Source organism: Mycobacterium angelicum (assembly GCF_002086155.1).
Classification (GTDB): Bacteria; Actinomycetota; Actinomycetes; order Mycobacteriales; family Mycobacteriaceae; genus Mycobacterium; species Mycobacterium angelicum.
Genome location: NZ_MVHE01000029.1, coordinates 15,985 through 40,738, shown reverse-complemented (window position 1 = coordinate 40,738; position 24,754 = coordinate 15,985). Strand labels below are relative to the sequence as shown.

Genomic DNA, 24,754 nt, shown 5'->3' with positions numbered 1-24,754 from the left:
GTCGAGCGACGAATCACACCGCGACCGCCAATTCCGCTAGCCCGCGCAGGGTGACGTTGGGTTTGTAGTGCGGCTCGCTGTCCAGTAACCGCGCGTCGGGGAAGCGTGCGGTCACTGCCGCCAGCGCGACGCCGGCTTCCAGGCGCGCCAGCGGCGCGCCCAGACAATAGTGCGTGCCGAGGCCAAATCCCAAGTGGCGCACCGTACCTCGGTCCGGGTCGAAGACGTCGGGCCGGTCGAACTCGGTGTCGTCGCGCTGCGCGGCGGCCAGCAGCAGCATCATGCTGTCGCCCTTGGGCACGGTGAGCCCCCCAATCGTCATGTCCTCGAGCGCAATTCGGCTCGTCAACTGCACCGGCGGGTCGTACCGCATCGTCTCCTCGACGACGGCCGGGGCGCGACCGGCGTCCGCACCCAGCGCGGTCCATTGCCGGCGGTGACGCAGCAGCGCCAGGACGGCGTTCGCGATCAGGTTCACCGTGGTCTCATGTCCGGCGATCAGCAGCAGTTGGCAGGTGGCCACGATCTCTTCGGTGGTCAGCTGGTCGCCGGCCTCCTCCACCGCGACCAGACCCGACATCAGGTCGTCGCCGGGATGGGCACGCCGTTGCTCGATCAGGTCGCGCAGGTAACTTCGCAACCATCGCCCGGCCTGCAGCCGCTCCTCGACGCCGTCGTTCGATTCGCCGTTGAAGGAGACGAACGGGTCCAGCGACTGCGCCAGCTGACCCGATGCACGGCTGAATTGCGGCTCGTCTTCCAGCGGCACGCCGAGCAACCGGCAGATCACGGCTACCGGTAGCGGGTAGGCGAAGTCGCGAATGACGTCGAACCGGCCGTTTTCGGCCACCCGGTCCAGCAATCCGTCCACGAGCGCGCTGATGTCGGGTTCCAGTGCATTCACCACCTTCGGTACGAACGCCTTGCTGACCAGTCTGCGCAGCCGGGTGTGGTCCGGCGCGTCGAGGAAGATGAATCCCGGCGGACCCAGCGGCCGTATCTGCGCACCGTTGCTGATCGCGCGTTGGGCCTCGGTGGAATTGAGTTGGTCGCTGCTGGACGCGTGGTGGCGCAGCACCTCGTCGCAATGCCGATACGCGGAGAAGACGGCGAGGTTGGCCGCCGGCAGCAGAAACGGCCCATGCTCACGGAACTCGGCGTAAACCGGATACGGGTCGGCCCGGTTGGCCGGATCCAGCAGCTGCTGCAACAGCGCCTGCGATTCGGCCTGAACAGTCGGGGAGGTCGTCATCTGCACAGTTTGCCTGCCATATCTGAGAACGCCTGAGAACACCGGATGCAAAGTCTGGGGTCTGCGACATCCCTCCGCGTAGCATCGGCGGAATGGCGATGCGTCGTGGGGGCCGCTTAGGAATCGTTGTCGTCGTGCTGGCCGCCATGATGGTGCTGGCGCCGCCCAGCTACGCCTGCGCATGTGGTGCCGCGATCGCTCCGGCGGGTGCGCAGGCGACGATGAACCATGAAGTCGCGCTGGTGCATTGGGACGGGACCACCGAGAACATCCTGATGCAACTTGCGATGAACACCTCTACCGACAACGTCGCCTTGGTGGTGCCGACGCCCACACCGGCGACCGTCTCTGCCGGCGACAAGGCCGCATTCTCAGAACTCGAGGAAGTCAGCGCGCCGCAGATACAACACCAGCGGCACTTGCGGCTCAAGATGTCGCTGGGTGCCCGCTACTCCACAGCGCGGGAGGGCGCCATGGCGGCGTCCAGGGCCCCGGAGGTCATCAACCAGGTGCACCTGGGACCGCTGGAGGCCACCACGCTGGCCGGCGGTGATCTGGCCGGTCTGCAGAAGTGGTTGGCGGACAACGAATATGCCATCCGGCCCGAGGTGGCCGAGGCGCTGGATCCTTACGTGCGCGACGGATGGGCGTTCGTCGCCATGCGCCTGACCAGCGCCGCACCGATCCAGGGCGGCCTCGACCCGGTGCGACTCACCTTCGGGTCGTCGCAGTTGGTATATCCGATGCGTCTTTCGGTCGCCGCCCAGGAACCGCAGCACGTCACCATCTTCACTTTGTCCGATCACCGGCAGCAGCGCACCGACGCCGACGTGGCCGGCCAAACCACCACCGTCCAATTCGCCGGCAACATAAGCCAATCCGTTCACGAGTCGCTGCTGCGCGAATTCGCCGGCAATCACGGGGCGTATCTGACCAAGACCCAAACCGACATCTATCAGACGTCGAAGATCACTTCGGATTTCGTCTTCGCCAACGCGCCCAACGACGACGCCTTCCGGCAGGTGGTCGTCGTCAACGACTACATCGATATCCCGGTCGAGCTCATCGTATTGGCCGCGGTAGTGATCGCCATCGTCGCTGTGGTGATCGTGTTGCTACTGCGCACCCGGCGCGTTCATCCCTAGTGCGCTAAGTACCCCTGCAACCGGTCGAGGAACGGCCGCTGCCCCTTGAGCAGCTTCTCGTGAGCCTGCGCCACCGAAAACCAGCCCACCCGATCGACTTCGGGAAACTCCCGCAGCTTGCCCGAACCCTTCGGCCACTCCATCTCGAAGGTGTTGCTGCGCGCGTCGGTGATGTCGAGGTCGCCGCGGACCGCGAACGCGGTCACCGTCTTGCCGCCGGCCTGCTGCACCGAGCCCAGGTCGATGCGCGGCCCGTCGGGCACCGCCAGCCCGAGCTCCTCGGCGAACTCACGTTGCGCCGCCAGCCACGGATCTTCGTCGTCGCCGTACTCACCTTTGGGAATCGACCAGGCGCCGTCGTCTTTTCGGGCCCAGAAGGGGCCGCCGGGGTGCGCGATGAGCACCTCGACGTCACCAGCGGCACTCCCGCGGTACAGCAGCAGGCCCGCGCTGAGTTTGGGCATGGTGGTTAGACGCCGACGGCCTGTTCCAGATCTTTCAGCGACGACTCCAAGTGTGCGAGCAACCGCTGCAGGTGCGGCACACTGCGGCGGCAGCCGACCAGCCCGAAATCGAGACTGTCGGCATTGTTGACCAGGGTGATGTTCAGCGCCTGCCCATCGGGAATGTTCGACAGCGGGTAGCTGCCGTCGAGCCTGGCGCCGCCGTAGTACAGCGGCTGCGACGGCCCCGGCACGTTGGAGATCACGATGTTGAACGGGGGCGGCACGGTGGACAGGAAACCCGGGACACCCGCCAGCGCCAGGGGCATCATGTTCAGCGCCGAAAGTGCCAGCACCTGCAGCCGCGGCAGGTCGGCGAGCACCTTCTTGTTGCCGCGCATGGAGTCGCTGATGACCTGAATCCGTTGCGCCGGATCATCGACGTCGGTGGCGAGGTTGCACAGGATGCTGCCGACCTTGTTGCCGCCGTCGTCGGCCTCCTTCTCCGAACGCAGGCTTACCGGAACCATCGCGACCAGCGGGGTGGCCGGCAACGCATCCTGCTCGATCAGGTAGTAGCGCAGCGCACCGGAACACATCGCCAGCACCGCGTCGTTGAAGGTCACACCGGCGGCCTTCTTGACGTTCTTGATGCGATCCAGCGACCAGGACTGAGCCGCACACCGGCGGGCTCCGCCGATTTTCACGTTGAACATGGTGTGCGGCGCCGCGAACGGCAGGGTCAGCTGCTGTTCGATCAGGGCGCCGCGGGCCAGCCTCAGCGTCGAAGGGGCAAGTCCCACAACGGATCCCGCCAACTTAGCCAACGAATCCAGCGGTGACGAGCCGGCGGACGGCTCGCGCGGCGGCCGGGGCAGGCTCCACATGGCCCGCACTTGCGTGTCGTCCGGGTCCGGCGACAGCGTGCGCTGCATCAGCTTGACCGCCGAAACACCGTCGATCAGCGCGTGATGCATCTTGGTGTACATGGCGAACCGGCCGTCGTTGAGTCCCTCGACGACATGCAGTTCCCACAGCGGGCGGTGGCGGTCCAGCAGGCTGGTGTGCAGCCGGGAACTCAGCTCGAGCAGGTCGCGAACGCGTCCGGGCGACGGCAGCGCCGATCGGCGCACGTGGTAGTCGACGTCGATCTCGTCGTCATACGCCCATGCCACCCGGGCGATTCCGCCGGCGATCGTGGCGGGGGGCTTCCGGAACACGGGCTGAAAGTCGTCGTTGGCGACCAACGCGTCGGTGAACTGCCGCACGAACTGACCGTCGGCGCCCTCCGGCGGCTGGAACAACGACAAGCCGCCCACATGCATGGGGTGCTCGCGCGATTCGGCGAACAGAAACATCGAGTCGGTGGGCATCATCAGCTCCATGCAGACATTAGATCGCGATGTGCTGGCAAAGCGGTAGCAGCCAGCTGTGATGCCCTTGACAGGGCCACCTTGTTCCGCTGAGGGTCAACTGCATGTCGGTGGTGCGCGGGACGGCGCTCTCGAACTATCCGAGCCTGGTCGCCGAGCTCGGCGGCGACCCGGCCGCCCTGCTGCGCGCGGCCGGCATCCGGGAGCAGGATGTCGGCAACTACGACGCGTTCGTTCCGTTCCGCGCGGCGATCAGGGCGGCCGAGTCGGCCGCGGAGGCAACGGCCACACCGGATTTCGGCCGCCGCCTGGCACAGCGGCAAAGCATCGAGATCCTCGGCCCGGTGGGGGTGGCGGCCCGGACCGCCGCCACCGTGGCCGACGCCCTGGCGATCTTCAACACCTTCATGGCGGCCTACAGCCCGGTGATCTCCATTCAGATCGCCCCGGTGGCCCACCCCGAACGGTCCTTCATCACACTTGAGTACCTGCTCGACGAACCGATCCCACACCCGCAGACGCTGGAGCTGGCCCTGGGCGTCTCGCTCGGGGTGTTTCGCCTACTCATGGGCGCCACCTATGCGCCGCTGTCGGTGCACCTACCCCACGACCCGCTCACACCCGAGGCGAGCTACCTGCAGTACTTCGGCTGCAAGCCCTACTTCGGCGAACCGCGCGGCGGCTTCACGGTCCGTACCGCCGACCTGAGCCGGCCGCTGAACCGTGACGACATCGCCCACCGCGCGGTCGTCGACTACCTGAGCAGCATCACCCCGCTGGGCGCGGGAATCGTGGAGTCGGTGCGCACCATCGTCCGCCAGCTTCTGCCGACCGGGGCGGCGACGCTCGACGTCGTCGCCGACCAGTTCCATCTACACCCGAAAACCCTGCAACGCAGGCTGGCTGACGAAGCCACCACGTTCGCCGCGGTGGTCGACGAGGTACGCCGGGATGCCGCCGATCGCTATCTGCGCACCACCGGGATGGGCCTGTCGCACCTGGCCCGGGAACTGGGTTACGCCGAGCAGAGCGTGCTGACCCGGTCGTGCAAGAGGTGGTTCGGCATCGGCCCCGCCGCATACCGGGTGCAGACGGGCATGCCGGCCCCTTTGCCGACCGTAGCGAAGGCTTAATGCCTTGCTAGCCGCCCCATTTGGCGGCTTCGGCCATGTCGCGGGCGTTCATCGCCAGGGTGTTGGACTCATGCGTGCTGGCCATCGATTGATAGGCCCGCACCAAGTCCTCGGTGGCCTGGTTCCACTGGCTCTGCCAGCCCTGGTAGGTCATTCCGGTGTCGCCCTGCCAGGCATTCGACAACGCGGTCTGTTCGCTGGCGATGTCGGCCGCCATGCTTTGCAATGTGCCTGCGTAGCCTGACATTTCGCCGGCGTGGCCCAGCATCGCCGCGTAGTTGTACATAATCTGTGACATCACAAGGCCTTTCGTGTTGGGTGAGGTGGCTCAGAAGCCGGTGTAGGAGGACGCGGCGGCGGCGTCGGCGGCCACATAGGTGCCCGCGGCATCGCCGAGGTTTGCCTGCGCTACATCGAGCAAGGTGTTGACCTTGGTGGCCGCTTCCACGAACCGGGCGTGCGCGGCCTGGAACGCCGCGGCGGACTCACCTTGGTGAAAGGCTTGCGCCGACATCGCCGACTGCTCGGCCTGTCCGATCGTGTGCCGCATCAATCCCGCCTTGGCGGCGAACGCCGACTGGGAGGCGACCAATTGCGGAATGTGGGCATCCAACAGACTCATAACGATCCTCTCGGTGTGGGTTTCTCGTTTTCTTTGTTGACGATCAGACGAATTCCCAGGTGGCTGGCAACATCGGCACCCGGGTTGGGCCGCTGTACTCGTTGCTGTCCAGCACGGAAATCCCGGCGGGTTGCGCATCGTGCTTGCCGGCGGTGCCGGCATAGCCGACCGTGCTGGCCCCGCCCGCAGACGGCGACACCGCCGAAACCAAGCTCACCGCGGGCACCACCGCGGCGGCAGCGGGCAACGGGGTTACCGAGCTTGCGGCCACGGCACCGACAGCCGCCGGAGCGGCCGCCACGGATATGCCCGCCGCCTGCAGCAGCGAGGTGGCCAGCGGGGCAAGGGCCGGCGGCAGCGCGGCCACCAACGCCGCCCCGGCGCCCGTCGTCACCCCGGCCACCAGCGCCTCGGCCGGCGCTCCGCCCTGCACCACCGTGTAGCCCAGCGCGAAAATCATTGGGCCCCACTGGAACAGCGCACTGATCGGATCGGTCGTGAAGGCATTGAACATCGCGATCAGATTGCCGATCGGGTCCTGCAGGAAGAGGGCGTCTTCCTTCAAGACCCACAGGTTGAAGTCGATGTACATTTCCAGTGCGAGCTTTGCGAGTTCCCAGATCCAGTTCCACGGGATGTCGCCGAAGACGGACTGGGTGGTCGTGGTCAACGCGTCGGCGGCAGGACCGACGCCGGGCTTGACTATCAGCGGAGCCGGCGTGGTCGGCGGCGCCGCTACTATCGCCGCACTCGCAACCGCCTGATACGCGCTCATGGTGGTGGCGGCCTGAACCCACATCCGCAAGTAGTCTGCTTCATTGACTGCGATCGGAATGGTGTTGATGCCAAAGAAATTCGTGACCAGCAGCACCCCGTGCGTGACGTGGTTGGCGGCCAGCTCCGCCAGCGTCGGCATCGCCGCCAACGCGGTGGCATACGCCGCGGCCGCACTCTCCTGCTGCGCGGCCACGGCAGCGCTGTCGGTACTGGTCTTCGCCAGCCAGGCCAGATACGGCAGGTGCGCGGCGACATAGCTTTCGGCGCTCAGGCCCTGCCATGCTCCGCCCTGCACCGCGGCCAGCACGGCGGTGAGTTCTGCTGCCGTCGAGGCGTATTCGGCACTCAGCGACGACCACGATGCCGCCGACGCCAGCAGCGCTTCTGGACCGGGACCGGAAACCAGCAACGCCGAATGCACCTCCGGCGGCGAGGCGACCCAGATGGGCGCCGTCATACCCAGCTGCCGAGCGCGAGGTACGAGGCCACCGCGGCGCCATCGCCGACGGTGTAGCTGATCCCGGACTCGGCGACGCCGGCGGCCGACCGGCCAAGCTCTTCGATGCCTTCGGCCACCAGCGCGACATGCTCGTCACCCTTGGCACTGAACTCGGCGGCGGTCTGCAGCGACACCGGATCCGCCGCAGGCGGCACCACCGCCGTGATGAGGGGCGCGACCGCGGCTTGCGCCGCGACCAGCCGCATGGTCAGCGCTTCCACCGCAGCACTGGCCGCGGCCAAACCTTCCGGAACTACTTGCAGCGTCATTCCCGACACTCCTTTGGGCGCGTTTCAACAGGCCGCAAGCCCGAAGGTTTTCGGTCGCGGCCGCATATTGCACAGATGTCGGGAAATAAATCTCACGGATCGTAACTATTGTCAATAGTTACTAAAGGCTACGGTCGCGTAGGTAATAAATGACGCTGGCGTCAGGATTTGCCCAGCGTGCAGCGCTGCGGCTAGAGGCCGACGGCTCGCTCCAGTTCCTTCAGCGACGTCTCGAGGTGGCTGAGCACCCGCTGCAGGTGCGGCACGCTGCGGCGGCATCCCACGACCCCGAAGTCCAGGCTGTCGGCGGTACTGGTCAACGTGATATTGAGAGCTTGTCCGTTGAGCGCCAAGGACATTGGGTAGTTGCCGACCAGCCGGGCGCCGTTGAAGTAGTGCGGCTCACGCACGCCGGGCACATTCGAGATGCACACGTTGAACGGCGGCGGGGTCACCTTGGCCAGTCCGGGCAGGATGTTGATGGCGGCCGGGCTCAGCAATGCCATCGAGAGCGCCAGCGCTTGCGCCCGCGGCAATTGGGCCAGCACCCGCTTGTTGTCGCGCATCGAAGTGTGGATCGCCTCGAGACGCTGCGCCGGATCGTCGAGGTGGGTCGCCAGGTTGCACAATACGGCCCCAACCATGTTGCCGCCGAGCGCATCTCGCTCGTTACGCAGGCTCACCGGGACCATGGCCACCAGCGGCGCGTCCGGCAGTGCGTCGTATTCGTCGAGATAGGTACGCAACGCACCGGCACACATCGCCAGCACGACGTCGTTGAGACTCACGCCGGCCGCGTCCTTGACCCACTTGACCCGGTCCAGCTCCCACGACTCGGCGGCACAGCGCCGCGCTCCCCCGACCGGAACGTTCAGCATGGTGCGCGGGGCGCCGAAGGGCAGCGTCAACTGCTGCTCCAGCAGCGCGGCGCGGGCCAGCCGGATCGTCGACGGACCCAGTCCCGCAACGGATCCCAGCAGGCCGCCGAGTTGCTGCAGTGCGTTTCGCCGTCCTTGCGTTGTCGCCCCCTTCGGCGCCGGCGACCACGTCGCCCGGAAGTCCGGGTCGGTGGGGTCGGTGGGCAGCGACTGCCGCATCAACGCCAGCCCGGAAACCCCGTCGACCAAGGCGTGATGGATCTTGGAATAGATCGCGAAGCGGCCGTCGCGCAGGCCTTCGATCACGTGTGTTTCCCACAGCGGACGATGCCGGTCGAGCAGGTTGGAGTGCAGCCGCGAAGTCAGCTCCAGTAGCTCGCGTACCCGTCCCGGCGCCGGCAGTGCGGACCGCCGCACGTGGTAGCCGAGGTCGACGTCGTCGTCGGTGGACCAACCGACGTTGGTCAGTGCGCCACGAAAAGAACTGGGCCGCTTGCGAAACAGCGGCGAAACGTCGGTGCATTCCAGCATCGCCCGGTGGGTCTCGCGGACGAACCCGCGTCCGGCACCCACCGGCGGCTCGAACAGTTGCAACGAGCCGACGTGCAGCGGATGCTCGCGTGATTCCGCCGATAAGAACAGCGCGTCGACCGGTGACATCAATTCCATCGTGTGCTCCTCGTGAGTTAGCCGGTGCTACCCGGCCAGCGCCGGCGCGGGTTCATCAGCCGAGTTGGTGAAGCGCAGGTGGTCGTCGTCGACCGGCCCGTCGCGCAACATCTTTCGATCCGTTCGGTAGTCCATGCAGGTGCGCCAAGGCCCTTCGGTCCCCTGGTGCGGCAATTGGCCGGCGGCTCGCCTGGCATAACCGGAGGTGATTTCCAGTAGCGGCCGGGTGGGCATCGATTCGGGCGGTTGCGGGTAGCAGATGGTGTGGCCGTGGGCGTCCATGTGCGCCAACAGCCGGCAGAAGTGTTCGCACACCAGGCCGACCTTCAGCGTCCATGACGAGTTGGTGTAGCCGAACACGTACGCGAAGTTGGGCACATCGCTGAGCAGAAATCCTTTGAAGGCAACCTTTTCCGAGACTTTGACCGCAACTCCGTCGACGGAGAATTGGATGCCGCCGAAGGCCAGCAGGTTCAGACCCGTTGCGGTGACGATGATGTCGGCTTCCAGTTCCTCCCCCGATTGCAACCGGATGCCCGTTTCGGTGAAGGTGTCGATCCGGTCGGTGACCACCGATGCCCGGCCGTCGCGGATGGCCCGGAACATATCGGCATCCGGCACGGCGCACAGGCGCTGATCCCACGGGTTGTAGGCGGGCCGGAAGTGCTCGTCGACCGGATAACCGGCGGGCAACTGCTTGGCATTGAGGTGGCGGATCAGCCGGCGTGCGGCCCCGGGATACTGCTGGCACAACCGCCAGACCACTCGTTGTTTGAGGATGTTCTTGCGGCGGGTGAGCGCAAAAGCCCGGTCGCGGCCGACCAGCTTGGGCAGGGCGTTGGCGATGCGGTCCTCCGACGGCACCGGCACGATGTAGGTCGGCGAGCGCTGCAGCATGGTGACATGCCCGGCGGTCTCGGCCATGGCGGGCACCAGCGTGACCGCGGTCGCGCCGCTACCGATTACCACCACCCGCTTACCGCGGTAGTCCAGATCCTCGGGCCAGTGCTGCGGGTGCACGACCTGGCCGGTAAACCGTTCGCGGCCAGGGAATTCCGGAGTGAAACCTTCGTCGTAGCGGTAGTAGCCGCTGGCGCAGAAGAACCATCCGCAGCTCATGGACAGGCGCTCGCCGGTGTCGTTACGCTCGATCACGACCAACCACCGGGCGTCTTGGGTGTGCCACGCCGCTGCGATCACCTTGTGCCCGAACCGGATTACCTTCCTGATGCCGTCCTGGGCGACCGTCTCGCGCAGGTAGGACATGATGGCTTCGGCGCTGGCGATCGCCTTGTCGTCCTCCCACGCCTTGAACTCGTAGCTGAACGTGTGCAGATCGGAGTCCGAGCGAATTCCCGGATACCGGAACAGGTCCCAGGTGCCGCCGATGTCGTCGCGCGCCTCAACGATCGCAAATGACTTGGCGGGCTGCATGGTCTGTAGGTAGTGGGCAGCGCCGATGCCCGAGATGCCGGCACCAACGATCAACACGTCGACGTGTTCGATGCTGCTGGAGTTCATGGGTTCGTCCTGTTCGGGTTCTCCCCCGAACTCCTCTGTCCGGGGCGGTACTACCCACAGTGCCGCAGCACCCGCTCAGTCGTCTTGACAGCAGAGGACAAATTTTTGACAGTTGAGGACAGCGCTAGCCGACCGGTGTGACACCCGCGGTGGAGATGGTGAAGCCGCGGCCTCCGGTGACGGTACAGGTGACCCCGCTGGATTCCGACCGGCAGTTGAACGGGCCGAGCCCGGCGGTCATGCCGTAGGCCAGGGTCGGAGTGCCTTGGCCCGCATTGCCCAGACAGGTCTCGCCCGTGCAGGTCTTGAACGATCCGTCGGTGGCCATGCGCACCGACTGCGGCGGCGAGTCGGTCTGACAATACGTTTCATCGCCTATGCCACTGCCGCGGTGATAGTTGATCTCGCAACCCAGGTTGTGCGAGGGAGCCAGGAAGGAACACCAGGTCGATGTGCAGACCGGGTTGTCGGCGGCGGCCTGCGGGACCCCTAGCCAAGCACCGACAAAGACGACCGCCAGCGCGGTGATGATTGTTCGATACACGGTGCCTCCCCTTCCCGTCTTTTCGCGAGCGTAACGCCACTGCGAGATTTGCGTTTGTTTTTCGCGGTGGCGTTACGCTCGCGCTAGGCAAGCAGGGAGGTCACGATGGGTAATCCTGGCAAGCTTCGTGTCATCCAATGGGCGACGGGGGGTGTGGGCAAGGCCGCGATCGAATGCGTGCTCGATCACCCGCTGCTGGAGCTGGCCGGCTGCTGGGTGCACAGCGCCGACAAGCACGGCGTCGACGTCGGCCGGATCATCGGCGCCGCGCCGCTCGGTGTCACCGCGAGCACCAGCGCCGACGAGGCGCTGGCGCTGGATGCCGATTGCGTGGTGTACAGCCCGCTCGTCCCCAAAGACGAAGAAGTCGTGGCTATTCTGCGGTCCGGGAAGAATGTGGTCACCCCGGTCGGCTGGGTGTATCCGGACCTGAGCAACCCTGCGGTCAAGGCGATCGCCGACGCGGCAGTCGAGGGTGGGGTGACCCTGCACGGCTCGGGCATCCACCCCGGCGGCATCACCGAACGCTTCCCGCTCATGGTGTCGTCGCTGTCGTCGGCAATCACGCACGTGCGCGCCGAGGAGTTCTCCGACATCCGGACCTACAACGCCCCCGACGTGGTGCGGCACATCATGGGGTTCGGCGGCACCCCGGAGGAAGCCATGCAGGGACCCATGGCAACCCTGCTCGAATCGGGATTCAAGATGTCGGTGCGAATGATCGCCGACCACATGGGTTTTCGCATCGAACCCAACATCAGAACCAGTCAGGACATCGCGGTGGCAACCGCCGACATCGACTACGACCCATTCCCAATCACCGCGGGAACCGTTGCCGCGCGCCGGTTCCGCTGGCAAGCCCTGGCCGACGGCGAGCCGGTCATCACCGCGGCGGTCAACTGGCTGATGGGCGAAGCCAACCTGGAGCCGGCCTGGAATTTCGGTGGTCGGGGCGAACGGTTCGAGGTCGAGATCACCGGTGATCCCACCGTGAGCCTCACCTTCAAGGGTTTGCAGCCGCCGTCGATCGCCGAAGGGCTGCACCGCAATCCGGGTGTGGTGGCGACGGCCAATCACTGCGTCAATGCCATTCCCGACGTCTGTGCCGCCGAGCCGGGCATCAAGACTTACCTAGACCTGCCGCTGTTCGCCGGACGCCCGGCGCCGGGGCTGGCGCGCTGACAAGTGGGCGGCTGCGGGCCTCCTAGTGCGGTAGCGCCTCGGGATTGGCGATCCGGACGGGCTCGCCGTCCAGCCAGGCCGTCACTGCTTCCACGGTGTCGGCGTAGAAGGCGCCCAGCATCTCGCGGGTGACATATCCCAGATGGGGGCTCAACGTCACGTTCGGCAGCGACCGCAGCGGATGATCCGGCGGCGGCGGTTCGACGTCGAACACATCCAAGCCGGCTCCGGCGATGCTCCCGCTCCGCAGCGCGGTGATCAGCGCGGCCTCGTCGACGATCGGACCGCGCGACGTGTTGATCAGATATGCGTGCGGCTTCATCAGGGCCAACTCAGGCGCGCCCACCAGACCTCGCGTGCGCTCGGAGAGCACCAGGTGAACGGAGACCACGTCGGCTTCTTCGAAGAGCGCCGCCTTCTCCACCCGGCGGACACCGGCGGCCGCGGCGGCCGCCGGGGTGAGGTTCTGGCTCCACGCAATGACCTCCATACCAAACACTTTGGCGTACTCGGCCATGCGGCTGCCGACCCTGCCCAGGCCGAGGAGCCCAAGTGTCTTGCCGGACAGCGTCATTCCGGCGCTAGCCTGCCAACCCCCCGCACGCATACGCTCGTGCTCCGCGGCGAGATTGCGCACCGTCGCAATCAACAGTCCCCAGGCGAATTCCGGTGTCGCGTCACCGATGGACCGGAATCGCGGGTGGGCGAAATTCGTGTGAGCGACCAGGACGCGCTGCTCGGTCGCGGCGGCCATATCCAGGTTGGGCAGGTTCCTGCCGACGATGGTGATCAGCTTGAGAACCGGCAATTGCTCAATCAGGCTGCGCGGAAACGCCATCCGTTCGCGCATGGTGCACAGTACGTCGAACGGCCGCAGCAGGTCCGCGGCCTCGGCTTCGGAGAGGTGGTGGTCGAAAACCGTCACCTCTGCGCTGCTCTGTACCGCCGACCAATCAGCGAGGTCCAGGGCCATCCCGGCATAGTCGTCGAGTATCGCCACCCGGGGCATGCGCTCTCCCATGGCAGTCATCGTGGTCCCGACCGCATTGGGCCACGCTAGCCGATCTCAGGGTGCGACGGCATCTTGACGTGTGGTCCGTTCCGGGGTTACCGCCGTCGGCGCTTTGAGACGCGTTTACGCGCAATCAAAATGGGTATCGCGGCCGGTAATGGGTGTGGTGGTCATCGGTCAGATCGGGCGCGACCTGGTATTGCGGACCGACGGTGCGCCGACGGCGGGTTCGTCCAGTACCGTGCTGCAGCGACAGGAATGCCTGGGCGGCAAGGGGGCTAACCAAGCTGTGGGCCTGGCCCAGCTCGGAGCGCCGGTCGCGTTGATCGGCGTGGTGGGTGACGACGCCGTCGGGGCATCGATATTGGGGCAAGCCGCACAGGATGGCATCGACATCGAGGGGGTAGTGCGCCGCGGTACTACCGCGCTATTGATCGACGTCATCGGTCCGCCGCCGAATCGTATTCTGCTGGAAGCTATTCCGGAGCCGTCCCTGGTTCAGGTGGCCGACGTGGGCCGATCGGCTGCGTTGTTCGACCGCGCGGACACCGTCTCGATCCAGCTGCAGCAACCGGCCGCTACCGTCCTGGACGCGGCGCGGCGGGCAAAGCGATCTGGTGCGCTCGTAGTGGCCGATGGCGCACCAGAACAGCGCAGCCAAGCCGCGCTTCTTGCGCTGGTCGATGTGCTGCGCGCCGACGCCGCGGAGGCCGCCCTGATCGCCGGGCACGACGTCGCCAGCATGGAAGCGGCGAAGGAGTTGGGCGATCGGATACTGGCGGATGGACCTCGGATGGTCGCGCTCGCCATCCCGGACGTAGGCGACTTACTGGTGTGGAACGGGGGCAGCCGCCTGTTCGAATTCGCCGACGTGGACGTGGTCGATCGAACGGGTGCCGGCGACGCATTCGTGGCCGGGCTCATCGCCGCGCTGCGCACGGGCGCGCAGCCGGAGCAGGCGGGTGAGTGCGCGGCTGCGGCGGCCAGCTGCACGGTGCAGCACCTCGGCGGTCGGCCCGATCTCAGCGAGCTGAGTCGCCGGCGTTGATCAACGCCGCCCGGGCCAGCGTTTCCTGCGCCATCTTCACATGCGCGGCGTCGACCAGCACACCGTCGACACCGACCGCGCCACGTCCCTTGGCCTCCGCCTCACGGTAGGCAGCGAGATTGCGCTGCGCCAAGGCGATTTCGTCGGCAGTCGGCGCGTATACCTCGTTGGCGACGGGAACCTGGGAGGGGTGGATCGCCCACTTGCCGGTGTAGCCGAGCAACGACGCCCGCCTGGCGTCGCGCTCGTATCCGGCCAGATCGCGGTAGTCGGGATAGGGCGCATCGATTGCGTCGATGCCCGCGATCCGCGCGGCGACGATGACCTTGTTGCGCGCGTAATGCCAGAAGTCGCCGGGATATTCGCCCAGCGGAACGAAGTTGGTGTCCACCCGGGCGCCCTGGGACAGGGAGAAGTCGCCCACCCCGAAGATCAGGGCATCCAGCCGGGGGCTGGCCACCGCGATCGCCTCGGCATTGGCCAGGCCCTCGACTTCTTCGATCAGGACTTCAAGCCGAATAGGGTCGTCCAGCCCTAACTTTGACTCCAGCTGAGTGAGCAACACGTCGACCCACCAGACATCGCGCGCGGTACGGGCCTTCGGGATGATAACCGTGTCGAGGTTCGCCCCGGCCTTGGTCACCACCTCGATGAGATCATCGTGACACCATTGGGTGTCCAGGCCGTTGATGCGCACCGCGCGAGCCGTTGTGCCCCAGTCGATGTCGTTGAGGGCGGCGATCGCCTTGGCACGCGATTCCGCTTTGAACGCCACGGGTACCGCGTCTTCGAGGTCAAGGAACACCAGATCGGCCCCGCACGCCGCGGCCTTGTCGAACATGTTGTCATTGCTTGCGGGTACGGCCAGCTCGGAGCGACGCAACAGGTCTGTCACCGCCAATCCTTTCCTCACACCACGCCGCGGGCGCGTAGGTCGTCGATATCGTCGACGGTCAACCCGAGTAGCTCGCCGTACACCTGCGCGTTGTGTTCACCCAGGCGCGGACCCAGATGTCCTACCGTCCCATCCGCACAGGAGAATCGCGGCACCGGGGCCTGTACCGTCATCGGCCCGAGCTGTTCGTCGGCGACCGACACGAACACCCCGCGATGGGCCAGCTGCTCGTCGGCCAACAGATCGCTGATGTCATACACCGGGGCGGCCGCGACCTCGTGCGCTTCGAAGACCGCCATGGCCTCCGAAAGTGTTTTGCCGGCAACCCAATCCGCAACGACAGTGTCGACCTCGATCGCCCGGGCCAGACGCCGTTGCGGGTCGGAGAAGTCGGCGTCGGTGAGCAGGTCGGCTCGGCCGATCGCCTTGAACACCCGCAACGCCAGTGCCGGCGAACTACCGGACATGGCCAGCCACCGGCCATCCGACGTGCGATAGGTGTTGCGCGGCGCCGAGATGTCCCACCTATTGCCGGATCGCTCGGGCACCAGGCCCAATTGGTCGTAACCCAACAGCGTCTGCTCCAGCAGGCGCGCCAGCGGGTCGATGAGGTTGACGTCGATCAGCTGTCCCGGGCCGCCGTGCACGTCGCGGTGATACAGCGCCATCATCACCGCATACGCGGCATTCAACGACGCGACCCCGTCGGCGAGCATGAACGGCGGCAGCGTCGGTGGCCCGCCGGCCTGCCCGGTGATGTGGGCGAAGCCGCTCATCGCTTCGCCGAGCGTGCCGAAGCCCGGGCGCTCACTCTTAGGCCCGGTCAACCCGTATCCGGTGATGTGCAGCACCACGATTCGCTCGTTTACCGCGCGCAGGCTTTCGTAGTCCAGGCCCCAGCCGCGCAACGTCTGCGGCCGGGTATTGAAGATGGCGACGTCGGCGTGGCGCACCAGCCCGCGTGCCAGTTCCTGGCCTTCGGCACGCCGCAGGTCCAGGGTCACCGATCGCTTATTGCGCGAGATCGACTTCCACATCAAGCCGATGCCGTCACGCTGGTTGCCCCAGCCGCGGATCGGGTCGCCGTATTGGGGTTCTTCGACCTTGATCACGTCGGCGCCGAACTCGCCGAGATACGTCGCCACCAACGGAGCCGCCGCCAAGGTGGCGAGGTCGAGCACCCGCAGGCCGTCAAGCATCCGCACCAACGCGCTCCCGCACGTTCGAAGGCCTCGAAGGCCTCGAAGGCCTTTGCAGCCCAAGGTGTCCCCGCAACGTCGACGATTCGTACTCGGTGCGGAACAACCCGCGGCGTTGTAGTTCCGGCACCACCATGCGCACCACATCCTCGAATGCGCCTGGCAAATGCGTTGCGGCCAAGACGAATCCGTCGCAGGCTCCACCTTCGAACCAGTCGGCCATCTGGTCGGCGACCTGCGCGCCGGTGCCGACGAATCTTGGACCCTGCAATAGGGTGGCCCGGTGGCCGGCCAGGTCGCGCAGGGTGATGCTGTCCCCACCGATATGGGCGCGCAGGTTCTGCACAAGTCCGCGGATGCCCGAGACCGACGCAATCAGGTCGTCGGTCACCGGATCGTCCAGATTGTGTTGGGCGAAGTCATAATTCATCAACTCCGACAACAGCGTCAGCGACGCCATCGGATGCACCAGGTCGTCGAGGAACATGGCCTCGCGTTCCTTGGCGTGCGCCTCGGACTCCCCCACTACCGCATAGGCCATCGGACAGATCCGCACCGAGCCGGGATCACGGCCGGCTTCACCGATGCGGGTCTTCTGGTCAGCGTAGTGGTTGCGCGCGACGTCCAGACCCGGATCGCCGGTGAAGATCAACTCGGCCCAGCGCGAAGCGAATTCGCGCCCGCGGCCGGACGAGCCGGCTTGAATGATCACCGGCCGGCCCTGCGGAGTGCGCGGCACCGTCAGCGGTCCGCGCGCGGAGAAGTACCGGCCTTCGTGCCCCAGCTCGTGCACCTTGGCCGGGTCCGCGTATTGACCGGAGGCCCGGTCGTGCAGGACCGCCTCGTCCTCCCAGGTGTCCCAGAGTCCGGTCACCACGTCCATGAATTCGTCGGCGCGGTCGTAGCGTTCGTCATGCCCCAGGTGGGCCTTGACGCCGAAGTTCTGCGCCTCGCTGTCGTTGACGGAGGTGACCACGTTCCAGGCGGCCCGCCCCCGGGACAGGTGGTCCAGCGTGGCGAAGGTTCGGGCCACGTGGAACGGGGCGTAATACGTCGTCGAGTACGTGGCGCCGAGTCCGATCTTCGACGTGGCCTGCGCCAGCACCCCCAGCACCAGCCCCAGGTCCAGCTTGACGGGACGGGCGCCGTGGAACACCGCCTCGGCCACCGATCCGCCGTAGACGCCCGGCATGGCCAACCGGTCGTCGAAGAACATCAGGTCGAAGCAGCCCTCTTCCAGCTGGCGACCGATCTTCGCGTAGTAGGAGGCGTCCAGATAACCGTGCTCGGTGGCGGGGTGCCGCCACGAGCCCGCGTACACCGAGGTGCTGCCCGCCTGCATGAACGCCACCAGGGACATCTTGTCGTTTCGCCGCTGAGACATATCCCGAAACTAACATCTGATATTTCAGATTTCAAATGTAAGGTCATCTGTTTGATATGCTGCGGCCGTGGCAGCAGCGATCGACATCTCCGGGACCGTGCGCGAGCGCGCCGCCCGCGAACTCCGGGACCGCATCCTCACCGGCGCCCTGCCGGCCGGGTCCCGCATCGACCTCGACGCCATCACCGAAGAGTTCGCCACCAGCCGCACCCCGGTCCGCGAGGCATTACTGGAGCTGTCCTTCGAAGGCTTGGTCAAAGTCGCGCCGCGCAGCGGCATCACCGTCATCGGCATCAGCCCGTCCGACGTGCTGGACAGCTTCACCATTCTCGGCGTGCTCACCGGGCAGGCCGCCGCCTGGGCGGCCGAGCGTATCGAGCCCGACGAGCTGGCCACGCTGCGTGAACTCGCGGCCGACGTCGTCGCCCGGTCCGGGGACGACAGCATCGGCGAGGCGAACTGGCTCTTCCATCAGCGCATCCACCGCGCCGCCCACTCCCCGCGGCTGCTGACCCAGATCAAGCAAGCCGCCCGGGTGGTCCCCACCAACTTCCTCACCGTCTTTCCCGACCACGAGAAGCATTCGCTCGACGAGCACGAGGAGTTGCTGGACGCGTTCGGCGCCAAGGACGCCGAACGGGCCCGCGCGGTCGCCGAACGCCATGTTCTCGACGCCGGGCGCTTCCTGGCCGAGTGGCTGGAACGGCGGTAGCGCTTAGCGGAGATGGCGCGGGGCTGATATCGCCCGCGATATCGCTCTTGAAAAGGAGTCATGCCCGGGAAGGCGCCGGTTCGGACCATACATACCGTTTCAAATGCGATATCGCATGCGATAGCACCAAGGCGGCCCGGGGCCTGTCGACATCCACGAGTGCGGCAATCTCGCGTAGAAATATTGGGTGATTCCGGCGCAGTACCTGCTGTCAAGCGAGGCACCCAAGCCGCGCACGCTCATCGACATCCTTTATGACACCGCTGCAAGCTATCCGGACGCCGCGGCCATCGACGACGGCGAAGTCCAGCTCACCTACAGCGAGCTGATCTCCGACATCGAGGACAGCGTGGGCTGGCTGGCCGCCCGGGGGGTGGGACGCGGCGACCGGCTCGGCATCCGCATGCCCTCCGGGAGCTATTCGCTCTATGTCGCCATCCTGGCCGCACTTGCCACCGGCGCGGCATACGTTCCGGTCGACGCCGACGATCCCGACGAGCGGGCCGAATTGGTGTTCGGCGAGGCCAATGTGGTCGCCGTGATCACCGAAGCGGGAATCGAGCGCGGCCCCGGCTCGTCGCGCGGCTGGCGGGCCGGAAACCCGCAAACCCGCGACGACGCGTGGATCATCTTCACCTCGGGATCGACCGGGACGCCCAAGGGTGTCGCTGTCACGCATCGCAGCGCCGCCGCGTTCGTCGACGCCGAGGCGCAAATGTTCTTGCGGGACAACCCAATTGGCCCCGGCGACCGGGTGCTGGCCGGGTTGTCGGTAGCCTTCGACGCATCCTGTGAGGAGATGTGGCTGGCGTGGCGGCACGGCGCATGCCTGGTTCCCGCGCCGCGATCGCTGGTCCGCAGCGGCATGGACCTGGGCCCATGGCTGGTCACCCGCGACGTGACCGTGGTGTCCACGGTGCCGTCGCTGGCCGCGCTGTGGCCCGCCGAAGCACTGGAAGCCGTGCGGCTGTTGATCTTCGGCGGCGAGGCGTGCCCGCCGGAGCTGGCCGAACGGCTCGCCGTGGAAGGTCGCGAGGTGTGGAACACCTACGGCCCCACCGAAGCAACCGTGGTCGCCTGCGCCGCCAAACTCGACGGCGCCGGACCGATCAGCATCGGACTGCCGCTGACCGGATGGGACCTGGCCGTCGTCGACGCCGACGGGCACCCGGTCAACCCCGGCGACACCGGCGAGCTGGTGATCGGCGGCGTCGGGCTGGCCCGCTATCTGGACGAGGACAAAGACGCCGAGAAATACGCCGCGCTGCCGACGCTGGGCTGGACGCGCGCCTACCGCAGCGGCGACCTGGTGCGGCTGGAACACGACGGGCTTTACTTCTGCGGACGCGCCGACGACCAGGTCAAGGTCGGCGGCCGGCGCATCGAGCTGGGCGAGGTCGACTCGGCGCTGATGAATCTGCCCGGCGTCAGCGGCGGTGCCGCAGCCGTTCGTCAAACCAGTTCTGGCACAACGGTATTGGTCGGTTACGTGGTCAGCGCGGATCCGTCGTTCGACATCGCCGCAGCGCGTGCTGAGCTGGCCCGGCACCTGCCCGCGGCGATGGTCCCGCGTCTGGTCCACATCGACGAGCTGCCCACCCGCACGTCGGGCAAGGTCGACCGGGATGCGCTGCCGTGGCCACCGCCGGGCAGCGCAGATATAGAGGAAGCACCCGAACTGGCCGGGACCGCGGGCCGGCTGGCCGAGATGTGGCGCGACCTACTGGGCGCCGCCGTGGCGGGCCCGGAGGCGGACTTCTTCGCGCTCGGCGGCGGCTCGCTGGCCGCCGCCCAACTCGTCGCCACGCTGCGGCACCAATACCCGCAGATCACCGTCGCCGATCTCTATGACCATCCGCGGCTGGGCTCGCTGGCCGGGTTTCTCGACGAGCTCGAGCCGCCCCCGCAGGTCACCGAGCGGGTAGTGCGTCCGACTCCACGACTGACCCAGCTGGCCCAAACCATGCTGGCGGTGCCCCTGGCGACGCTGGCGGCGTTGCCGTGGCTGACCTGGCTGGCGCTGCTCAACAACGTCGCCCGCGCCTTCCATCTGGTGCCCTGGACCGTGGCGGTCAACTGGTGGGTCATTGCGGTGGCGTTCGTCGTGTTCGTGACGCCGCTGGGCCGGATGGGCATCGCGGTGCTCTTCGCGCGCATCCTGCTGCGCAAGTTACAGCCGGGCAGCTACCCGCGGGGCGGCTCGGTGCACCTGCGGGTGTGGTTCACCGAGCGGCTGGCCGCCGCCAGCGGCGCCGAGAACCTGGCCGGGGCGCCGTGGCTGGTGTACTACGCCCGGGCGCTGGGCGCCGACATCGGCAAAGGCGTTGACCTGCATTCGATTCCGCCGGTCACCGGGTTCCTCGCGGTCGGGGCGCGCAGCGCCATCGAACCCGAGGTGGACCTGTGCGGGCACTGGATCGACGGAGACGTGTTCCACCTCGGCACGATCACGATCGGCAACGACGCGACCATCGGCGCGCGGACCACGCTGCTGCCCGGGGCGGTCGTCGGCAAGAACGCCGACGTGGCGCCCGGCTCGGGCGTGCTCGACAAGATCAAGAACGGCCAATACTGGAAGGGCTCGCCGGCGGTGAAGTCCGGAAAGGCCCGGCACCCCTGGCCCGACGAGCGGCCGGCCCGCAGATCACACTGGGTCGCCGGCTACGGGTTGACGTCGCTGTTGCTGGCCGGCCTGCCGCTGCTCGCCGTGGCCGGCGGTCTCGCGGTGATCGCGGTGGCCGTGCGCCACACCCGCCGGCTGTCGCAGGCAGTACTGCCCGCGCTGGCCTGGTCGCCGGTGGCGGCGCTGGCCGCGCTGGCGGTGTACGGGTTGCTCACGGTTCTCGCCGTGCGGCTACTGTCCATCGGCCTGCGCGAGGGCTACCACCCGGTGCGCAGCCGCGCCGGCTGGCAGCTGTGGACCACCGAACGGCTGATGGACGCCGCACGCAACTATCTGTTCCCGCTGTATGCCGGCCTGCTGACACCGCTGTGGCTGCGCATTCTCGGCGCCCGCGTGGGCCGGGGCACCGAGATCTCCACGGTGTTGCTCATCCCCAAGTTCACCGTCGTCGAGGACGGCGCCTTCCTGGCCGACGACACCATGGTCGCCTCCTACGAGCTGGGCGGCGGCTGGATCTACGCGGCCGAGACCACTGTGGGCCGGCGCGCATTCCTCGGCAACTCTGGGATCACCCAGCCCGGGCGCCGCGTTCCGGACGACGGGCTGGTCGCGGTCTTGTCGGCGACGCCGCCCAAGGCTAAGCGCGGATCGTCGTGGCTGGGCAGCCCGCCGATGCGGCTGCGGCGGCGGCCCACCGAGACCGACACCCAGACCACCTATGACCCGCCGCTGCGGTTGCGAATCATGCGGGCCGCGGTGGAGACCTGCCGGCTGGTGCCGGTCTTCGTGACGACGGCGATCGGCCTGGCGGTGGCCGGTGCGTTGCAGGCGATAGCCGGGATTTTCGGCATCTGGTGGGCGGCGCTGGGCGGCGGACTGGTACTGCTGGCCGCCGGTGCCGTCGCCGGCGCCATCACCGTCGCCGCAAAATGGCTACTGGTCGGGCGGATCAAGACGAGCGAATTTCCGCTGTGGTCGTCGTTCGTCTGGCGCAACGAGCTGGCCGACACGTTCGTGGAAACCGTTGCGGCGCCGTGGTTTGCCCGCGCGGCCAGCGGAACGCCGGTGATGAATATGTGGCTACGGGGGCTGGGGGCGCGCGTCGGCTCTGGTGCCTGGTGCGAGACCTACTGGCTGCCCGAAGCGGACCTGGTCGAGCTCGGCGCCGGCAGCACCGTCAACCGCGGCTGCGTGGTGCAGACACACCTGTTCCACGACCGGATCATGCGGATGGACCGTGTGGTGCTGGAGCCGGGCGCGACCCTGGGGCCGCATTGCGTCGCGCTGCCGGCGGCCCGGCTGGGCGCCGGAGCGGCCGTTGGCCCCGCGTCACTGGTGGTACGCGGCGACGAGGTGCCGCCGTCGACGCGCTGGCAGGGCAACCCGATCAGGCCGTGGGACGCCAGGCGCAAGAAAGCCGCCAATAAGAAGCCGGCCGAAGGCGTCCAGGAGACCGCCGCATGAAAGGTTCGGCCAAGAAAGCCCCCGCCGTCCCCCAGGTGATCGACCCGTACCTGCCGAAGAACGGCAACTTCGGCTACCGGGTGTCGCGTTACGAGTTGGATCTGGAGTACAAGGTCGCCAGCAACCGGTTGTCGGGGACGGCGACCATCACCGCCGTCACGCTCACCGAGTTGCAGCAATTCACCCTCGACCTGTCCGCGGCGCTCAGTGTCGCCAAGGTGTCGGTGAACGGTAGGCGGCCGGCCCAATTCTCCTCGCGCGCAGGCAAATTACGTGTTCGGCTGGAAGCCAAACTGCCGACCGGCGCGGCCTTGACGATCGTGGTGCGCTACAGCGGCGCGCCACGGCCGCTGCGGACGTTATGGGGCGACGTGGGCTTCGAGGAACTAACCGACGGCGCTCTGGTCGCCGGACAGCCCAACGGCGCCGCATCCTGGTTTCCCTGCGACGACCACCCCAGCGCCAAGGCCGCATTCCGCATCCAGGTCAGCACCGAAAGCGGTTACCGGGTAGTGGCCAATGGCAGGTTGGTGTCGCGGCGGGCCCGGGCTTCGCAAATCGTGTGGACCTACGAACAACCCGAACCGACGTCGACATACCTGGTCACCCTCCAGATCGGCAGGTACGAGCTGGCGCGGCTGGACGAGACGCCGGTGCAGATGCAAGCCGCGCTGCCGGAGCGGCTGCGCGACGAGTTCGACCACGACTTCGCCCGCCAGCCGCAGATGATGGAATTCTTCGTCGACCGGTTCGGGCCCTACCCGCTGGCCAACGGGTACACGGTCGTGGTGACCGACGACCCGCTGGACATACCGCTTGAGGCCCAAGGGATTTCGATATTCGGATGCAACCACTGCGACGGCACCGGGGACAGCGAGCGACTGATCGCACACGAGCTGGCGCACCAGTGGTTCGGCAATTCACTGACCGCGCGGCGATGGCGCGACATCTGGCTGCATGAGGGCTTCGCGTGTTACGCGGAGTGGTTGTGGTCCGAGCACGGCGGCGGCCCCAGCGCCGACGAGCTCGCCGGCTTCCATCACGAAGAGCTGCGCGACAAGCCCCAAGACCTGGTGCTGGCCGATCCCGGGCCGCGCAACATGTTCGACGACCGGGTGTACAAGCGCGGCGCGTTGACCCTGCACACCCTGCGCGGGCGCCTGGGTGACGAGAATTTCTTCGCGCTGCTCAAGGAATGGACCGCCCGGTACCGGTACGGCACCGTCGTTACCGAGGACTTCACCGCGCTGGCGGCTACCTACTGCGACCAGTCGCTGCGCCCGTTGTGGGACGCGTGGCTGTACTCGACGGAATTGCCCTAGGGCTGCTCCAAATTCGCCAAATCGTCGGGCACGTCGACGGAGTGCTCCTGCAGCACCTCGAGCGGAATCACTTCAAGGGTTCGCTCGTGGGTGGAGGCCAGCACCACCGGGGCGGCGCAACCGTCGTCGTGGGCCCGCAGCCAGTTCACGGCGGTGACGCACCAGCGATCTCCCGGCAGCAACCCCGGGAATCGGTACTCGGGCACCGGCGTCGACAGATCGTTGCCGATCGAGCGCTGGTGCTCCAAGAATTCGGCGGTCACCACCGCACAGATCGTGTGCCAACCGACGTCTTCCGGCCCGGTGGAACAGCAGCCGTCGCGGTAGAAGCCAGTCATTGGCTCGGTACCGCACGGCTCCAGCGGGCCGCCCAGCACATTGCGATCAGGCCGGCGATCAGACATACCTCAGTATCGCGCTTCCGGCGCGAAAATTTGCCAAAGCTTGGCTATCGCAGCGCAGCACCCAATAGCAGGCCGGCGGCATGGGCGTCGACGTCGGCATACATTCGGGCGATGTCGATCAACGCCGCGCCCGCCCGGGCCAACTCTTCCTGCGCCGCCTGGTTCAGGGCGATCATCCGGGCGCCGTCGGCCGCGAATGACATCGCCGCTTGAGCAGAGACCTCTTCGCCACCGGCGGGCAGCAGTGAGGTCAGCGACGTCGACGCTGTCGCAGCAGCCTGCAGGCCCTGGAAAGCGTTGTCAGAGATTTGTGAACCGATGTCGGCGGCAGCCGAACCGATTGTCATGGGCTGCATGGGTTTCTCCTGTATCAGTCCGCGAGCT

The 24,754-nt window shown here is 67.0% G+C and carries 23 protein-coding genes; 7 read left to right on the top strand and 16 right to left on the bottom strand.

All coding sequences use genetic code 11. The features are described 5' to 3' along the window. Window positions 1-13 precede the first annotated feature (13 nt). On the bottom strand, window positions 14-1,252 hold the full coding sequence (locus BST12_RS17345) for a cytochrome P450 (RefSeq protein WP_083114387.1): 1,239 nt from the start codon (window positions 1,250-1,252) through the stop codon (window positions 14-16). A 92-nt stretch (window positions 1,253-1,344) separates the two neighbouring features. Between BST12_RS17345 and BST12_RS17340 the strand changes: the two genes are divergently transcribed. Then, window positions 1,345-2,397 (top strand): DUF2330 domain-containing protein, encoded by a 1,053-nt coding sequence (locus BST12_RS17340; RefSeq protein ID WP_083114363.1) that lies wholly within the window; start codon window positions 1,345-1,347, stop codon window positions 2,395-2,397. On the opposite strand, the gene BST12_RS17335 is transcribed toward BST12_RS17340, so the two are convergent. Further along, window positions 2,394-2,861, bottom strand: coding sequence for an NUDIX hydrolase (locus BST12_RS17335; RefSeq protein WP_083114362.1), 468 nt, complete (start codon window positions 2,859-2,861; stop codon window positions 2,394-2,396). The two genes, BST12_RS17340 and BST12_RS17335, sit on opposite strands and share 4 nt — an antisense overlap. 5 nt (window positions 2,862-2,866) lie before the next feature. Next, window positions 2,867-4,225 carry a WS/DGAT/MGAT family O-acyltransferase gene (locus BST12_RS17330; RefSeq protein WP_083114361.1) on the bottom strand — a complete coding sequence of 453 codons (1,359 nt, stop codon included), beginning with the start codon at window positions 4,223-4,225 and terminating at the stop codon, window positions 2,867-2,869. Window positions 4,226-4,317: 92 nt separating this feature from the next. Here BST12_RS17330 and BST12_RS17325 point away from each other — a divergent pair, with 92 nt between their 5' ends. Next, a complete protein-coding gene (locus BST12_RS17325; protein WP_083114360.1) occupies window positions 4,318-5,346 on the top strand; it encodes an AraC family transcriptional regulator in 1,029 nt (342 codons plus the stop codon). Window positions 5,347-5,353: 7 nt separating this feature from the next. Here BST12_RS17325 and BST12_RS17320 read toward each other — a convergent pair whose 3' ends face one another. The 7 genes from BST12_RS17320 to BST12_RS17290 all read right to left on the bottom strand — a co-directional run bounded on the left by BST12_RS17320 (window position 5,354) and on the right by BST12_RS17290 (window position 11,125). Beyond that, complete coding sequence (locus BST12_RS17320) at window positions 5,354-5,644, bottom strand: WXG100 family type VII secretion target (RefSeq protein ID WP_083114359.1); 291 nt, start codon at window positions 5,642-5,644, stop codon at window positions 5,354-5,356. A gap of 30 nt (window positions 5,645-5,674) precedes the next feature. Beyond that, complete coding sequence (gene esxG, locus BST12_RS17315) at window positions 5,675-5,968, bottom strand: type VII secretion system protein EsxG (RefSeq protein WP_083114358.1); 294 nt, start codon at window positions 5,966-5,968, stop codon at window positions 5,675-5,677. Between the two features lie 43 nt (window positions 5,969-6,011). Then, the gene (locus BST12_RS17310) at window positions 6,012-7,202 is read right to left on the bottom strand and encodes a PPE family protein (RefSeq protein ID WP_083114357.1); all 1,191 of its coding nucleotides are present in this window, start codon (window positions 7,200-7,202) and stop codon (window positions 6,012-6,014) included. Then, complete coding sequence (locus BST12_RS17305) at window positions 7,199-7,513, bottom strand: PE family protein (protein WP_083114356.1); 315 nt, start codon at window positions 7,511-7,513, stop codon at window positions 7,199-7,201. The genes BST12_RS17310 and BST12_RS17305 overlap by 4 nt, the downstream gene beginning before the upstream one ends. A 191-nt stretch (window positions 7,514-7,704) precedes the next feature. Next, complete coding sequence (locus BST12_RS17300) at window positions 7,705-9,051, bottom strand: WS/DGAT/MGAT family O-acyltransferase (RefSeq protein ID WP_139801738.1); 1,347 nt, start codon at window positions 9,049-9,051, stop codon at window positions 7,705-7,707. Between the two features lie 36 nt (window positions 9,052-9,087). Then, window positions 9,088-10,581 carry a flavin-containing monooxygenase gene (locus tag BST12_RS17295; protein ID WP_083114354.1) on the bottom strand — a complete coding sequence of 498 codons (1,494 nt, stop codon included), beginning with the start codon at window positions 10,579-10,581 and terminating at the stop codon, window positions 9,088-9,090. Window positions 10,582-10,705: 124 nt separating this feature from the next. Continuing rightward, window positions 10,706-11,125, bottom strand: a complete 420-nt coding sequence (locus tag BST12_RS17290) for a hypothetical protein (RefSeq protein WP_083114353.1) — start codon at window positions 11,123-11,125, stop codon at window positions 10,706-10,708. A 105-nt stretch (window positions 11,126-11,230) separates the two neighbouring features. Here BST12_RS17290 and BST12_RS17285 point away from each other — a divergent pair, with 105 nt between their 5' ends. Beyond that, window positions 11,231-12,307: an NAD(P)H-dependent amine dehydrogenase family protein gene (locus BST12_RS17285; RefSeq protein WP_083114352.1), complete on the top strand. Its 1,077-nt coding sequence runs from the start codon at window positions 11,231-11,233 to the stop codon at window positions 12,305-12,307. 22 nt (window positions 12,308-12,329) lie between these two features. On the opposite strand, the gene BST12_RS17280 is transcribed toward BST12_RS17285, so the two are convergent. Next, window positions 12,330-13,316 carry a D-2-hydroxyacid dehydrogenase family protein gene (locus BST12_RS17280; protein WP_083114386.1) on the bottom strand — a complete coding sequence of 329 codons (987 nt, stop codon included), beginning with the start codon at window positions 13,314-13,316 and terminating at the stop codon, window positions 12,330-12,332. 160 nt (window positions 13,317-13,476) lie between these two features. Between BST12_RS17280 and BST12_RS17275 the strand changes: the two genes are divergently transcribed. After that, window positions 13,477-14,367 (top strand): PfkB family carbohydrate kinase, encoded by an 891-nt coding sequence (locus BST12_RS17275; RefSeq protein ID WP_083114351.1) that lies wholly within the window; start codon window positions 13,477-13,479, stop codon window positions 14,365-14,367. On the opposite strand, the gene BST12_RS17270 is transcribed toward BST12_RS17275, so the two are convergent. The 3 genes from BST12_RS17270 to BST12_RS17260 are packed head-to-tail and all read right to left on the bottom strand — an operon-like array spanning window position 14,342 to window position 17,845. Beyond that, entirely contained in the window at window positions 14,342-15,262 is a 921-nt protein-coding gene (locus BST12_RS17270; RefSeq protein WP_083114385.1) for an HpcH/HpaI aldolase/citrate lyase family protein, read from the bottom strand. The genes BST12_RS17275 and BST12_RS17270 overlap by 26 nt on opposite strands. A gap of 14 nt (window positions 15,263-15,276) precedes the next feature. Then, entirely contained in the window at window positions 15,277-16,461 is a 1,185-nt protein-coding gene (locus BST12_RS17265; protein WP_083114350.1) for a CaiB/BaiF CoA transferase family protein, read from the bottom strand. Next, on the bottom strand, window positions 16,454-17,845 hold the full coding sequence (locus tag BST12_RS17260; protein ID WP_083114349.1) for an LLM class flavin-dependent oxidoreductase: 1,392 nt from the start codon (window positions 17,843-17,845) through the stop codon (window positions 16,454-16,456). The genes BST12_RS17265 and BST12_RS17260 overlap by 8 nt, the downstream gene beginning before the upstream one ends. A 67-nt stretch (window positions 17,846-17,912) precedes the next feature. Here BST12_RS17260 and BST12_RS17255 point away from each other — a divergent pair, with 67 nt between their 5' ends. From BST12_RS17255 to BST12_RS17245, 3 genes are all read left to right on the top strand, one after another. Next, on the top strand, window positions 17,913-18,557 hold the full coding sequence (locus BST12_RS17255; protein ID WP_083114348.1) for a GntR family transcriptional regulator: 645 nt from the start codon (window positions 17,913-17,915) through the stop codon (window positions 18,555-18,557). Between the two features lie 187 nt (window positions 18,558-18,744). After that, window positions 18,745-22,644: a Pls/PosA family non-ribosomal peptide synthetase gene (locus tag BST12_RS17250; RefSeq protein WP_083114347.1), complete on the top strand. Its 3,900-nt coding sequence runs from the start codon at window positions 18,745-18,747 to the stop codon at window positions 22,642-22,644. Further along, a complete protein-coding gene (locus tag BST12_RS17245) occupies window positions 22,641-23,966 on the top strand; it encodes a M1 family metallopeptidase (RefSeq protein ID WP_083114346.1) in 1,326 nt (441 codons plus the stop codon). The genes BST12_RS17250 and BST12_RS17245 overlap by 4 nt, the downstream gene beginning before the upstream one ends. On the opposite strand, the gene BST12_RS17240 is transcribed toward BST12_RS17245, so the two are convergent. Together BST12_RS17240 and BST12_RS17235 are read right to left on the bottom strand one after the other, a co-directional pair. Next, the gene (locus tag BST12_RS17240) at window positions 23,963-24,370 is read right to left on the bottom strand and encodes a DUF2237 family protein (protein WP_083114345.1); all 408 of its coding nucleotides are present in this window, start codon (window positions 24,368-24,370) and stop codon (window positions 23,963-23,965) included. The genes BST12_RS17245 and BST12_RS17240 overlap by 4 nt on opposite strands. A 44-nt stretch (window positions 24,371-24,414) precedes the next feature. Beyond that, the gene (locus BST12_RS17235; protein ID WP_083114344.1) at window positions 24,415-24,726 is read right to left on the bottom strand and encodes a PE family protein; all 312 of its coding nucleotides are present in this window, start codon (window positions 24,724-24,726) and stop codon (window positions 24,415-24,417) included. Between the last annotated feature and the right edge of the window lie 28 nt (window positions 24,727-24,754).